This is a genomic window from Teichococcus wenyumeiae (assembly GCF_003696345.1).
GTDB lineage: Bacteria > Pseudomonadota > Alphaproteobacteria > Acetobacterales > Acetobacteraceae > Pseudoroseomonas > Pseudoroseomonas wenyumeiae.
This window is the reverse complement of sequence record NZ_RFLX01000004.1, coordinates 35,049-49,102: the sequence shown is the minus strand read 5'-3', so window position 1 is coordinate 49,102 and position 14,054 is coordinate 35,049. Positions and strand designations below refer to the sequence as shown.

Here is a 14,054-nt window from a genome sequence, read left to right as displayed (position 1 = left end):
TCTTGTTTGTTCTTGTTCAGCGGCGCCGGACGCGGCGCACCAGCCAGTCGCCCAGGGATTGCAGGCCCTGCACGAAGAGGATGAGGATCAGCACCACGCTGGCCATGACCTCTGGCATGAAGCGCTGGTAGCCGAAGCGGATGCCGAGATCGCCGAGCCCGCCGCCACCCACCGCGCCGGCCATGGCGGAGAAGCCCACCAGGCTGACCAGCGTAACGGTGACGGAGGCGATCAGGCCCGGCATGGCTTCCGGCACCAGCACCTTCCAGAGAATCTGCATGCGCGTGGCGCCCATCGCGCGGGCCGCTTCCACCACGCCGCGGTCCACTTCGCTGAAGGCGCTCTCGAAGAGGCGGGTGATGAAGGCGGTGGCCGCCAGCGCCAGCGGCACGATGGCCGCCGTGGTGCCGATGGAGGTGCCGGCCACCAGCCGGGTGAAGGGCACGATGGCCACCATCAGGATAATGAAGGGGGTGGAGCGCACGGCATTGATCAGCAGCCCGACCGGGCGGTTGATGAAGCCGTTCTGCGCCAGCCCGCCACGCGCGGTTGCATGCAGCACCAGCGCCAGCGGCAGGCCGATGACCACGGCGATCGCCGCTGCGCCGCCCACCATCATCAGGGTTTCCCAGGCAGCCTCGATGAAGAGGTCCTGCAGGGTCGGGGTCAGCCAGGGGATCATGGTCAGATCACTTCCGCCAGCGGGGTCACAACAAGGCCGAGTTCCTCGAACCAGGCCACGGCTTCATCCAGCGCCGTGCTGGGGCCATAGGCGGCCAGGGCCATCAGGCCGAAAGGCTCGCCCGCAATCTCGTCGATGCGGCCGGAGATGATGTCGAGGTCAATGCCGTAGCGGCGCGAGGCCTCGGAAATCACCGCACGTGTGCTGTTGGGGCCGGCGAAAAGCACCTGCAGCAGCCGCTTCTCCTCGCCCGGCCGGGGCGCCGGCAGCCGTGCCACCGTGCCCGTCGGCACCGAATGGCCGATGGTGCCGGCGATGAAGCTGCGGGTGGTGGGGTGCGTCGGGCGGGTGAAGACGTCGAAGACGCGGCCCTGCTCCAGCACCTGGCCCGCTTCCATCACGGCGACGCGGTCGCAGATTTCCTTCACCACGGCCATCTCATGGGTGATGAGCAGCACCGTCAGGTCCAGCTTGTCCCGCAACTGGCGGATCAGGCCCAGGATGTCATGGGTGGTCTCGGGGTCCAGCGCGCTGGTGGCTTCGTCGCACAGCAGGATACGCGGGCGCGGCGCCAGTGCGCGGGCGATGCCAACACGCTGCTTCTGGCCGCCTGAGAGCTGGGCCGGATAATTCTCCGCCTTCTGCGCCAGCCCCACCAGCCCCAGCACCTCGGCCACCCGAGCCGTGCGCTCCGCCTTCGGCACGCCGGCCACTTCCAGCGGAAAGGCCACGTTCTCCGCCACGGTGCGGGAGGAGAGCAGGTTGAAGTGCTGGAACACCATGCCGATGCCGCGCCGGCGCTGCCGCAGCGCCGCGTCATCCAGCAGCATCAGGTCCTCGCCCAGCACCCGCACCTCGCCCTGCGTCGGGCGTTCCAGCAGATTCACGCAGCGGATGAGCGTGGATTTGCCGGCGCCCGACCGGCCGACGATGCCGAAGATCTCGCCCTGGGCGACCTCCAGCGACACGCCGTCCAGTGCTTTGGTGACGGCGCCGGCGCGGTTGTGGAAATGGCGGAGCAACCCGCGCAACTGGATGGCGGGGGAGGACTGCGCGGGCGCTGGCCCGGGCGAGGATACGGACATGGCAATTCCGGATGGCGGGCCGAGGCATGCTCGGCGAAAGGCGGAACGATCCGGGGAGCGGACGCAGTATGGCGGCCCGGCCCGGGGGCGGTCAGTCGGCGCTCAGGTCCGACGGGGGCAGCACATCGTCATCGTTCAGGCGTCCTGGCGCTTTAGCGGTTGGTGTCGCGGCGCAAGCTGCATGCGTCAAATTCCGCGGGAAATGGCGTGCATTTCCGTTATCTACAATGACGCCTGCATGACGCGGCTGCAAGCATGCTTGCAGGGACCTTACCTATGCGTTGGGGGAATGCCTCCCTCCCTATATGCATGCTGACGATGCAAATTTCTGCAATCCCATGTAGAACAAGCCAGATCGCAGGCGCTGACGTGCAGATGGCACCGCTCCTGCCGCGGCCATTGCTGCCTTTTTCATCACGCCCTGCTGCCGGATTTTCCATACCCTATGCCGTTTTCCGATTCCCTGCCCGCCGTGCTTCTGCGCGCTCTCCAAGAGCGCGGCTACGCCGAGCCAACCTCTGTGCAGGCCGCTGTTCTGGAGCCCGAGACCGAAGGGCGGGACCTCCTGGTCTCCGCCCAGACCGGCTCCGGCAAGACCGTTGCCTTTGGCCTGGCCATTGCCCCTGACCTGATGGGCGGCGAGGACCGCATGCCACAGGCCCGCACCCCGCTGGCGCTGGTGGTAGCGCCGACGCGCGAACTCGCCTTGCAGGTGAAGAACGAGTTGGCCTGGCTCTACGCCCCGGCCGGCGGCCGCGTGGTGAGCTGTGTCGGCGGCATGGACCCGATCGCCGAGCGCCGCGCCCTGTCCCAGGGTGCCCATATCGTTGTCGGCACCCCGGGCCGCCTGCGCGACCACCTGGAGCGTGGCAACCTCGTCCCTGACACTCTGAAGGCCGTGGTGCTGGACGAGGCGGACGAGATGCTCGACCTCGGCTTCCGTGAGGAGCTGGAGGCGATCCTGGACGCCGCGCCAGAAGGGCGCCGGACGCTGCTCTTCTCGGCGACGGTGCCGCGCGCCATCGCCACCCTGGCCGAGAACTACCAGAACGATGCCCTGCGCATCGCTGCCGCCCAGGAAGGCGGCCAGCATGGCGACATCGAGTACCGCGTCGCCGTGGTGGCGCCGCATGACATGGAGCGCGCGGTGGTCAACCTGCTGCGTGCCTCCGATTCGCCGCGCGCCATCGTCTTCTGCTCCACCCGCGCCGCCGTGGCCCGGCTGCATGCCAACCTGACCGAGCGCGGCTTCCTGGCCGTGGCGCTTTCGGGCGAGCTGACGCAGGCCGAGCGCAGCCGGGCGCTGCAAGGGCTTCGCGATGGCAAGGCCCGGGTCTGCGTCGCGACCGACGTGGCCGCGCGCGGCATCGACCTGCCGGACCTCAACCTGGTCATCCATGCCGAGCTGCCGAAGGAGCCGGAGACGCTGCTGCACCGCAGTGGCCGCACCGGCCGCGCTGGCCGCAAGGGTGTCAGCGTCCTGGTGGTGCCGCCCAGCCGCCGCCGCTTCGCCGAGCGCCTGCTGAGCGCCGCGCGCCTGCAGGCCAGCTGGGGTGAGGCGCCTAGCGCCGAGTCCATCCGTGCCCAGGACACCGAGCGCCTGACGGCCGAGGCCACGACCCTGGCCGCCGAGGAGCCGACGGTCGAGGAACTGGATGCCGCCCGCGCGCTGCTGGCCCAGAGCAACCCGGAAGCCCTGGCCGCCGCGCTGCTGCGTGTGCTGCGGGCACCGCTGCCGGCTGCCGAGGAACTCAGCTCGGTGTCGGTGGTCGAGGACCGCCGTCCGACGCGTACGCCGCGCACCGCTTCCGCGGGCGAGGGGGCCTGGTTCCGCCTGAACGTCGGCCGTGACGGCAAGGCGGACCCGCGCTGGATCCTGCCGTTCCTGTGCCGCCGCGGCCATGTGGCTCGCGATGAGATCGGCCGCATCCGCATCCTGGGGCGGGAAACCCGCTTCGAGGTGGCCGGCCATGCCGCCGCGCGCTTTGCTGCCGCGGCCCGCAAGCCGGACCCGGCTGAGCCGCATATCCGTGTCGAGCCGCTGCCCCCCGGCGCCGCCGAGGAGCCCGGCCGCCGTTCCGAAAGCCGCTACCGCAGGTAGAAATACTGGACGCCGGACACCCCCGTGCTAGCCTGAGCTTGTCAAAGCGATGACTCAGGCAGCCCTGCTTACCTTCAAAAGCCCGTGCTTCACGCCAAGGAGGGTCCGTACCTTCCGTTGAAGCCGCTAAACCGGTTGAAGACGGTATGGCCCAGGCTGAAATGGGTCAGGGCGGGGTCGGGTGATTGGCAGATTAGCGGAAGGGGATGCGGGAGCGGTGACCGACGGCGAGTTCCTGGCCGGTCACTCACTCTATGACCACGCCGATCTTGACCGGCTGTCCCTGGCTGCGCCCTTGCTGGGGGCTACCGGGTGGATCGACGGGCTGGCGCGGCTGGTCAATATCGACTGCTCCGGCCAGCCAAGCTCCTGCTTCGGTGACTATACCGATGTGTTGCGGGACATGTTCACCCCACTGGGCTTCAGCTTCCGCAGGCTGTCCGCGCCGGCGGGGGAACGGGGCACTTCCGCCCGCAGCGGGGCCGACATCGGCATGGTAGCCGCCCGGCGCACCGGGCGCCGGGTCTGTACCATCTATTTCCGCATGAACAGCTTGCCGGCAGGCGAGGGCTGGACGCGTCCGCCCTTTGCGCTGACGCGGCAGAGCAGCCGCCTATACGGGCGCGGCACGACCGAGATGAAGGGCGCCATCGCCGCCGTCTGGGCCGCGTTGCGGGCCGCCGATGCGGTAGGGCTCGGGCTTGGATACGATCCGGTCCTGGTCTTTTGTGCTGACCGTAGTGACGGCCATCACCCGGGGCTGCGCCGCATGGCGTCGGAAGGGCTCCTCGAAGGCCATGTCATGTGCCTGGACGGGCCGGCTACGCCGCGCATCTGGTCCGGCAGCCTGGGCAGCATCCACCTGTCGGTCTCTCTCGAAGGGCCGGAGCCGCCTGACCCCACCTCGGTGGCGAACCCGGTCGAGGCCATGGCTCCGCTGATGGCGCGGCTGATGCGCCTGAAGGAAGAGATCGAAGCCGGCGCCTCCGAAAGTGAGCAGGAGGATCTTCGGGCGGCGCTTTCCGTCTCCAGCATCCATGGCGGCACGCCGGAGACGGATTGGCCAACCCACTGCCGCCTCCTGCTGCATCGCAGCTACACAGCGCGGGAAGACTTCGACGCCGTGCTGGACGAGTTGCAGGCCGCCATTCACGAAGGATGCGCCGAAGCCAGCCATCTCAATGTCAAGACGTCGCTGTCCGGCCACTGCGCCCCGGTCCAGGACCCTGACCAGGGGCCGAACTGGCCCCGCTGGACGCAGGCGCTGAGCTGGGGCTTCGGCTACCCTGCCGCCAAATTCCGACGCATCGGCAGCCGGGAGGGTTCGCCCCTGGGCTTCGTGCAGCAGGCGGGGGTGCAGGAACTGCTGCTGGGCGGCCTGCGCCGCGCGGCCTGCACGCCGCATGGCCCGGATGAATTCACCACCGTCGAGGATGTCGAAGCCCTGGCGCGCTCGGTGCTCGCATATCTGGCCGAGGTGCCGGAGATCCCGTCCTACTGATCCTTGGCGGCCCTGGCCATGCGGGCATAGCGATCGCGGCTGGCGGTCAGGTGACGGCGCATCGCGGCACGGGCCTGAACCGGCTGGCTGGCGGCGATGGCGGCGGCGATCTGCGCATGCTCCTCCCGCACACGGGAGAGATAGGCGGTACGCGCCGCGCCATCTTCCAGGGCGGGGCGCACCGTCTGGCGCGGGATCAGCATCGGGCCCAGAAACTCCAGGAAGCGCGGAAAGAAGCTGTTGCCAGTTGCGGCAAAAACGGCGCGGTGGAATTCCAGGTCCTGCGCCACCGCCGTCTCGCCGACTTCCACCGCCTGGGTGAAGGCATCGGCGGCCGTCTCGATCCGCGCCAGCGCGGCTGGGTCTCTCCGCTCGGCGGCCAGGCCGGCGGCCTCGGTTTCGATCGCGATCCGCAGCTCGATCACCTGCAGCACATCAGCCAGGGACTGCATCTCCGCCGGGTCGATCCGCATCTGCCCCCGCGCGGCGGGGTCGGCCACAAAGGCGCCCACCCCTTGGCGTGTCGTCACCAGCCCCTCGGCCCGCAAGGCGGAGACAGCTTCCCGCACCACGGTGCGGGACACGCCGGCCTGCCGCATCAGGGCCTGCTCGGTCGGCAGCCGGTCACCGGGGTTGAGGCGCCCGGCGCGGATCTCAGCGGCCAGCCGGCGGACCAGTTCCGCCGTCAGGTTGGCAGGCGGGGAAAGCGGCGCCAGTTCGATGCCTTGCACCAGATCCGGCCCACCGCGTTGCTGGGCCGGAGTGCCGCCTCCCTTGCCTGCCATGGGCCGGGGCTCCGCCTCAGGGCGCGCGAGAGACGCTGGTGGCCAGCGTCATCTCGTCGGTACGGGCCTCATAGGACAGGCCCTTCTTCATGGCCCAGGTATTCACCGCGAAATACAGTGGGATCAGCGCCGTCTGGTCCCGGATCGCCATGCGGGTGGCCTGCTGCGTCAGCTTCTCGCGTTCCGCATTGTCCATGGTCTGGCGGGCGCGCTGGATGATGGCGTCGATCTCGGGGTTGCTGAAGCGGCCCCGATTGGCGGTGCCGAGCCCCAGCTTGGTGTCCCAGGTGTGGATCTGCGTCTCCAGCATCCCCAGCACCTCCGGGTTTGGGGAGAAGCCGGCGAAGTTCACCGAATACTTCAGCTGGGCGGCTTCCGAGAGCCAGACGCCGCGCGGGCGGGTCTCCACCGTCGTCTGCAGCCCGGCGCGGGTCCACATCTGGGCAATGGCCTGCACCACCTGCTCGTCATTGACGAAGCGGTCGTTGGGGCCGTTCAGTTGGACGCTGAAGCCGTTGGTATAGCCGGCCTCGGCCAGAAGCTTCCTGGCGCCTTCCAGGTTGAAAGGCTCCGGCACCATGTCGGGCGAGGCGCCGAAGTAGCCTTCCGGCCCCAGGTCGCCAGCCGGCTTCCCCTGGCCCTGCAGCGTGCGGGTGGTGATGGCCTCCCGGTTGATGGCCATGGAGAGCGCCTTGCGCACCCGTGCGTCACGCAGCGGATTGGGAATGACCGACCCATCGCGGCCGCGGATATGCGGGCTGTTCTCGCGGTCGCTGTGCAACGTCAGGAAGAGCAGGCGGTTGGAGGGGCTCTCCGCCACGCTGAACTGCTCGTTCTTCTGGAACTTGGCGTATTGGTCCGGCGGCACGATCTCGATCAGGTCCACGTCGCCGGCATTCAGCGCCGCGACGCGCGAGCCGGCATTGGCCAGCGGGCGGAACTCGACGCGGGCGAAGGCCGGGGCCTTGCCGTGGAAATCCGGGTTGCGTTCCATCACCACAGGGCTGCCCGGCTGCCAGGAGACGTGGCGGTACGGCCCGGTGCCGATCATCGCCTTGCCGGAATTGTAGTCGTTGGTGGTCGCGCCCTCGCCGTGCTTCTTGGACACGATCATGACGAGCGACAGGTAGTTCGGCAGCAGCGGTGTCGGCGCGCTGGTGCGGATGCGGACGGTCGCGGCATCCACCGCCTCCACCGCGGAGATCGGCCTCGTATAGACCCGGAAGGAGGAGGGGGAGTTCGGCACGTCCCCGGCGCGGGAGAGGGTGAAGGCCACGTCCTCCGCCGTCACCGGCGTGCCGTCATGGAAGCGGGCGGCGGGGTCGAGCGCGATTTCCCAGGTCAGGTCATCCACCGCGCGCCAGGCTTTCGCGATGGCGGGGCGCAGCACCTGCCGCGCATCCTGCTCCATCAACGGCTGAAAGACATGCCGGCTGAAGGCGATGTTGGTGATGATGCTGGCGTAATGCGGGTCCAGGCTCGTCGGGCCGGATTCCATGCCGATCCGCAGCGTGTCCTGCGCCTGTGCGCTGATCGTCGAGACGGTGAGAAGAGGAAAAGCGGCAAGGGCGGCCGCGAACAGGCCGGTACGCAGGCGGGACATCGGGAAACGATCTCCGGAGGAGCATGAAAAGGGGGCGGGTGGTCCGCAGGGGCGCAAACTGGCATGGTGGCCCGCCCGCCGCAACGCATGACGGATGCGCGGCGGCCTGCTTCGAGGACCAGCCATGCCGACGCCCCAGGCGCTTGCCGCCCTTGCCCCCTTGATGACCACTTGGCGGCGGGACCTGCACGCGCATCCCGAGCTCGGCTTTGAGGAAAGCCGCACCGCCGCCTTTGTCGCCACTGAGCTGCGCGCCGCCGGCATTGCCGTGGAGGAAGGACTGGCGGTGACAGGCGTGGTGGGCACGCTGCGCGGCCGCCCCGGCAACCGCGCCATCGCGCTGCGGGCCGACATGGACGCATTGGCCATGACGGAGGCGACGGGCGCCGCCTATGCCAGCACGGTGCCGGGCAAGATGCACGCCTGTGGCCATGACGGGCATACCGCCATGCTGCTGGGGGCCGCCAAATGGCTGGCCGGGCACCGGGACAATTTCGCCGGCACCGTGCATTTCGTGTTTCAGCCCGCCGAGGAATCCCGTGGGGGCGGCCAGCGCATGGTTGCAGAAGGGCTCTTCGACTGCTTCCCGGCCGACGCGGTCTATGCCCTGCACAACCTGCCGGGCCTGCCGCTCGGCACCATCGCGGTGCCGAAGGGGCCGGTGCTGGCTTCCTCCGACACCTGGCAGGCGGTGTTTCGTGGGCGCGGCACGCATGGCGCCAAGCCGCATCTGGGCACGGACGCCACGCTGGCGGCAGCGCAGTTCATCGCCGCTCTGCACAGCATCGTGGCGCGGGAGCTTGACCCCATGGGCGTCGGTGTCGTCAGCCTGGGCCATATGGCCGCAGGCCATGCCGATGCGCCCAATGTCATTCCCGCCGAGGTGCTGCTGCGCGGCACCGCCCGGGCCCTGACCGCTGCCACGCGCGACCTGCTGGAGCAGCGGATCGGCGGCATCGCGCAAGGCATGGCCGCCACCCATGGCGTGGAGGTGGACTATACCTACACCCGCCGGCTTTCGCCCACGGTGAACCACGCCGCGCAGGCCGCCATGATGCATCGCGCGGCCGCTGCCACGGTCGGTGCCGCGCAGGCGCTGGATGACTACCCGGCCATCACCGCCGGGGAGGATTTCTCCGCCATGCTGGAAGCCCGCCCCGGCGCCTATGCCTGGCTGGGCACCGGCGCCCCGGTGCATCCCGAGGGCTTTCATCATAACCCGCATTTCGATTTCAACGACGAGGCCCTGGCCACCGGCGCTGCCTTCCTGGCCAGCATCGTCGAGGCGGAGCTGCCGGCATGACCCGCCACGTCGTCATCGATTGCGACCCGGGCACGGATGATGCCATCGCCCTGTGGCTGGCCCTTGCCTCACCCGAGATCGAGGTGCCGCTGATCACCGTCGCGGGCGGCAATGCCGGGCTGGCAAGCACCCTGGCCAATGCCCGAGCCATCGTTGGTCTTACCGGTCAGGCGGTTCCTGTTGTGGCCGGGGCGGATCGGCCGCTGCTGGGTGCCTTCCGGGCAGATGTGAAGGTGCATGGCACCGATGGCCTGGCGGGTGTCCGGCTGCCGGAGGGGCCCGCCGCAACGCCGGGCTTGGCGGCCGATGCCATCCGTGCCTCGCTGCGGCAGGCGGCGCCCGGATCGGTGACGCTGCTGGGTATCGCGGCCGCCACCAACCTGGCCTTGGCGCTGGCCAGCGAGCCCGCCCTGGCTGACCGCGTGGCGGAGATCGTGCTGATGACCGGCGCGGTGGGCGAGGGGAACTGGACCGCCGGCGCTGAGTTCAACGCCGCCATGGACCCCGAGGCCCTCGCCATTCTGCTTGCCGCCGGCTGCCCCATGACACTGGTGACGCTGGAACTGACCGCTCAGGCCCTGGTGACGCCTGAGCGCATCACCGCGCTGCGGGCACAGGGCGGCGGCCGCTGCCTCGCGGCCTGCTGCGATATCATGGAGGCGGTTCCGCCGTCCCGGCGCCTGGGCCATCGTGGCCACCCGCTGCACGACCCCTGCGCGCTGGCCTGGATTGTCCGGCCCGAACTCTTCTCCGCACGTGATGTGGCGGTGCAGGTGGAATGCGGCACCGGCCCAGGGCGTGGCCGCACGCATATCGACCGCTGGGGCCGCAGCGGCACGGCACCCCATGCACGGCTGCTGGAAACGCTGGATGCCGACGGCTTCTTCGCGATGCTGGGCGAGAGGCTGGCGCGACTGCCCTAGTTGCTGGCGTCCCGTTCCGCTTCCGCCATCGGGGCGGTTTCCAGCCAGCGAAGAATCTCAGGCTGGGTTTCCTGAAGGGCGGCGCGTACCTGCGCCAGCTTCTCCTCCACCGCGTCTCCGCCCAGGCTGCGGCTCAATGCTTCCAGCGCCTGCACCAGCCGTGCTGCACCCAGGGTGCGGGAGACGCCTGTAAGCCGGTGAATGGCGGCGCGCATCTGTGCCGCCTCCGTGCCGCCGTGCATGGCATCAAGCATCTCGGCACCCCGGCGCAACTCCACGGCAAATTCTGACATCACGGCTGGCGCCGCGACACCGAGGTCTCGCGTCAAGGTCTGGAAGGCCACGGGGTCCAGCACGGGCGGCTGGGGGGCAGCGCCCGCCGCTGGCGCCACTGCCACGCGGCGCCCGAAATCGGACACCATGCGCAGCAAGCTTTCGCGGTCGATCGGCTTGGAAAGATGCGCATCCATGCCGGCGGCACGGCAAGCTTCCACCTGCTCAGGCAGCACCGAAGCGGTCACGGCGACGATGGGAACCTGATTCCGGGGCGGAGCCAGCTTGCGGATCTGCCGGGTGGCCTCCAACCCGTCCATGACCGGCATCTGCAAGTCCATCAGCACCAGGTCGAAATCTTCAGCCTGCACCGCGGCCAGTGCCGCTGAGCCGTCCTCGACCAAAGTGACATGGTGGCCGGCGCTGGTCAGCATGGCGCGCGCCACCAGCCGGTTGGCGGCCACGTCATCCACCACCAGCACGCGCAGCGGCGTGTCCCGCGCCGGCACCTGCAACAGGGCCGGGGCGGGAGCTTCCGCCAGCAGCTTTGGCTTCGTGCCGGCAGCGACGACGGGAGCGGGGGCAGGGGCGGTGCCCTGCCAGGGCAGCTCCACTTCCGGCAGCGGCAGTTCCACCCAGAAGAGGGCGCCGCCTTCGGGCGGGCTGTCGCAGCCGATGCGCCCACCCATCAGCGCCGCCAGTTGCGACGCGATGGCGAGGCCCAGGCCCGTTCCGGTGCCGACCTCGTTACCGGTTGTCGGTGCCGCGAGCTGAACGAAATCCTGGAACAGCAGGTGCTGCTGTTCGGCCGGGACGCCGGGGCCGCTGTCCTGCACCTCCAGCCGAAGGATCTTGCCTTCATCCAGAGGGATGGCCCGCAGCCAGATCTCGCCACGCTGCGGTGTGAACTTCACAGCGTTGGACAACAGGTTCAGCAAAAGCTGCCGCAACCGCGTGGGGTCGGCCATGACGGCTTCCGGCGTGCCAACGCGCACATCCATATGGAACCGCTGTTCCTTGCGGACGATCTCCGGCCCCATCAGCGTGATGCAGCGCTCCAGCAGGGGGCGCAGCTCCGTCGGTGCCGGCCGCATCTCCAACCGGCCTGCAGCGATCTTGGACAGGTCCAGCAAGCCGTTGACCAGATCCAGCAGATGGCGGGCGGCATCGTGCAGGGTCTGGAGCTGCTCCTTCTGGTCCGACGTGATGCGCGGGTCGTTCAACAGCACCTGGGCGAAACCCAGGATGCTGTTCAACGGCGTGCGCAGCTCGTGGCTCATGCGTGCCAGGAACTGGCTCTTGGCTTCACCGGCGGCTGCGGCGGCATCGCGCGCCGCGGCCAGGTCGTCGATGGTGCGCTTGATCTCGGTGATGTCGGTCCGGATGCCGACGGTGCCGCCGCCCGGCGTCGCGCGCTCCGTGATCAGCACCCAGCGGCCATCGGGGAGCAGCCGTTCCATCGGGCGGTTCTCGCCCCTGTGCCACAGGCGCATCTCTTCCAGGAAGGCATCCACGTCCTCGCCGGCCTGGGGGTACTGACCGCGCTTGAAGCCTTCACGCATGATGTCGTCGAAATGCGCGCCAGGGGTAATGAAGGGCGCACTGACGCGGTAGAAGTCCTTGTAGCGGCTGTTGCAGGCCACCAGCCTGTCATTGGCATCCCACATCACGAAGCCATCGGTCATCGAATCGATGGCATTCTCGAGGGTCGCACGCCAGCGGCTGCGTTCGGCCTCCACCTTCTCCCGCTGCCGCAGCGCCAGGATCAGGGTCGCCGCGATCACCATCACCAGCACGGCGAAACCGGCGGAGATCATGTAGGCGCGCGTGCGCTCCCGCTCCCAGCCAGCCAGGGCGGAATTCATCTGCAGGCTGACCGCCAGCGAGAGGGTAGGGTAGAGCGTCGGCCGCACGGTGGAGATGACCTGGGCGCCATCGAAACGGCTGACGGAGTTGAAGACCTCGCCACCCTCCGGCTGGGTCAGGCGTTCGGCCGAAGGCGGCAACAGCTTATGGCCGATCAGCGTCTCATCATGCGGCAGGCTGGCCATCAGCGTGCCGTCATCGCGCTCCAGCGCAATGCGCAGGCCGGCGCCTTCGCCGCTCACCGCCAGCAAGGTGCTGATGACCGGGACCGGAACCTCCGCCACCGCGATCAGCGGGCCGGCCTGCGGCAGGCTGATGCGGCGAGCCAGGAACAAAGCCCATTCACCAGTGGCGGGATTGCGGAACGGGCCGCCTATCAGCACCTGCCCGGCGCGCGAGCCGCTGTCGAAGAAGGAAGAGGTCAGCGAGCTCGGCAGCGGCCGGCGGCGTGACACGGCGAGGCCGGACGCGACAGGGGTTCCATTCGGCTGCACCAGAAGAACGTCCCGGAAGGTGAAGTTCTGGTTGTTCAGCTCGCGCAGGACGCGGTTGACCACCGTCATATCCAACGTTCCCTCCGCCGAGAGGGAGGCGAGGATCGGCGGCAGGCCGGCCAGCATGGCATCGACGGATACGAGGTTGCGGTTCAGCGAGGCTTCCACGGCGCGCGCGATGCGCTGCACCGTGTCGGAGGCCGCGCTCACGGCGGCCTCCCGCGCACGGCTGACGAGCAGCCCCGTAGTCACCCATTGCGCCAGCAGCAGCGCCGCGACGCCGAAGAGGACGGCGAGCCGCAGTCGTCTGGAATGCGTCAGGTCAATGCGCATAAGCGGGAATGCCTAGGGTCGGCCCAAGGTAGCGGTTCCAGGCGTCGGCACAGTCGGGGCCGCAGCGGTCCACCCAGCGCGGCAGAACGGTCTGCACCAGCAGGCTTCGGCGGCGCGCATCGTCAGCCGGCGTTACCGGAACAATGGTCATGTTGCCGCGCGCGCTGCCGCTGCAACTTGGCTTGCCGACGCTGCAATCAAGCCCGTCGCCTGTCTCGCGCGCCACGCTTTCCCAGATGTTGTCCTCAAGGTCCACGATGCCCTTTCGGATCGTCTCGCGAATATCCGGTGGCAGCGCGCGCCAGGCTTCCTGATTCGCGCCGAAGACCGAAACGCCCCAGGTGAGGGCCATGGAATGGATGTGGCTGGTAACCTCCTGAAGTCCGACGGCAAGCCCTGAGAGAGTGCCGGTGACCGCGCATTCCACCACGCCCGACTTCATGGCCTGCACGACGCCCGCGAAGGGGATCACCACCGGCGTGGCGCCCAGCGCCTCAAACATTTCCGTCTGTCCGACGGAGGAGGTGCGGACCCGGCGCCCCGCCAGATCCCCCAGGCCGGTAAAGGGGCGGCGGCACCAGGTGACCTGCGCCGGATAGGTATAGACGGCCAGCAGCTCGATCCCGTAGCGCTCCTGCAGGATCTGCTTCAGGTGCGGCCGGTAGAGGCGCACGGTCTGGCGGAGGCTGGCGAGGTCAGGGTTCAGCGCAGGCAGATCCACCGCGTTGAATTCCGGCTCCTCGGACGACACGACGGCCAAGAGGGCGGTGCCGAACGGCACGACGCCGAGGCGCATCAATTGAAGCATCTCTTCGGCGCGGAAGCCGGCACGGTCGAAGGGCGCGATCTCTCCCACCACGCGGCCGTTCGTCAGCTCGCTGATTCGCTTGCGCCAGAAGGGTTCCTCAAACCGCACGTATTGCGATACATCGGCCAGACCGCCGACGACCTTGAGGCGCAGCGGCTCTTCTGCCATCGAGGCCCGGCCGTTCAGCAGTGCGGCGAAGACACCGAGCAGGAGAGATGCGCGGTACCACTGACGCATGCGGGCCGAAGAGATGGCAAACATCGTTCTGATCCTCATGCCCGGCCGCCGCAGCGATGA

Annotated in this window: 10 protein-coding genes; 4 read left to right on the top strand and 6 right to left on the bottom strand. The window is 68.9% G+C overall.

The window, feature by feature from the left end; all coding sequences use genetic code 11:
* Window positions 1-16: 16 nt before the first annotated feature.
* Both EBE87_RS07500 and EBE87_RS07495 read right to left on the bottom strand, forming a co-directional pair.
* Window positions 17-682: a methionine ABC transporter permease gene (locus EBE87_RS07500; RefSeq protein WP_199707177.1), complete on the bottom strand. Its 666-nt coding sequence runs from the start codon at window positions 680-682 to the stop codon at window positions 17-19.
* Between the two features lie 2 nt (window positions 683-684).
* A complete protein-coding gene (locus tag EBE87_RS07495; RefSeq protein ID WP_120637205.1) occupies window positions 685-1,767 on the bottom strand; it encodes a methionine ABC transporter ATP-binding protein in 1,083 nt (360 codons plus the stop codon).
* A 445-nt stretch (window positions 1,768-2,212) separates the two neighbouring features.
* Between EBE87_RS07495 and EBE87_RS07490 the strand changes: the two genes are divergently transcribed.
* On the top strand, window positions 2,213-3,868 hold the full coding sequence (locus EBE87_RS07490) for a DEAD/DEAH box helicase (protein ID WP_120637204.1): 1,656 nt from the start codon (window positions 2,213-2,215) through the stop codon (window positions 3,866-3,868).
* Window positions 3,869-4,085: 217 nt separating this feature from the next.
* A complete protein-coding gene (locus EBE87_RS07485; RefSeq protein ID WP_120637203.1) occupies window positions 4,086-5,369 on the top strand; it encodes a M20/M25/M40 family metallo-hydrolase in 1,284 nt (427 codons plus the stop codon).
* On the opposite strand, the gene EBE87_RS07480 is transcribed toward EBE87_RS07485, so the two are convergent.
* A complete protein-coding gene (locus EBE87_RS07480) occupies window positions 5,363-6,154 on the bottom strand; it encodes a FadR/GntR family transcriptional regulator (RefSeq protein ID WP_120637202.1) in 792 nt (263 codons plus the stop codon). The two genes, EBE87_RS07485 and EBE87_RS07480, sit on opposite strands and share 7 nt — an antisense overlap.
* A gap of 16 nt (window positions 6,155-6,170) precedes the next feature.
* Complete coding sequence (locus EBE87_RS07475; protein WP_120637201.1) at window positions 6,171-7,757, bottom strand: ABC transporter substrate-binding protein; 1,587 nt, start codon at window positions 7,755-7,757, stop codon at window positions 6,171-6,173.
* A 124-nt stretch (window positions 7,758-7,881) separates the two neighbouring features.
* On the opposite strand from EBE87_RS07475, the gene EBE87_RS07470 reads away from it, so the two are divergent.
* Together EBE87_RS07470 and EBE87_RS07465 are read left to right on the top strand one after the other, a co-directional pair.
* Window positions 7,882-9,060, top strand: a complete 1,179-nt coding sequence (locus EBE87_RS07470) for an amidohydrolase (RefSeq protein ID WP_233553096.1) — start codon at window positions 7,882-7,884, stop codon at window positions 9,058-9,060.
* A complete protein-coding gene (locus EBE87_RS07465) occupies window positions 9,057-9,983 on the top strand; it encodes a nucleoside hydrolase (RefSeq protein ID WP_120637200.1) in 927 nt (308 codons plus the stop codon). Before EBE87_RS07470 ends, EBE87_RS07465 begins: the two co-directional genes overlap by 4 nt.
* On the opposite strand, the gene EBE87_RS07460 is transcribed toward EBE87_RS07465, so the two are convergent.
* Window positions 9,980-12,949 (bottom strand): response regulator, encoded by a 2,970-nt coding sequence (locus EBE87_RS07460; protein WP_120637199.1) that lies wholly within the window; start codon window positions 12,947-12,949, stop codon window positions 9,980-9,982. The genes EBE87_RS07465 and EBE87_RS07460 overlap by 4 nt on opposite strands.
* A complete protein-coding gene (locus EBE87_RS07455) occupies window positions 12,939-14,018 on the bottom strand; it encodes a TRAP transporter substrate-binding protein (protein WP_233553095.1) in 1,080 nt (359 codons plus the stop codon). The genes EBE87_RS07460 and EBE87_RS07455 overlap by 11 nt, the downstream gene beginning before the upstream one ends.
* Window positions 14,019-14,054: the final 36 nt, after the last annotated feature.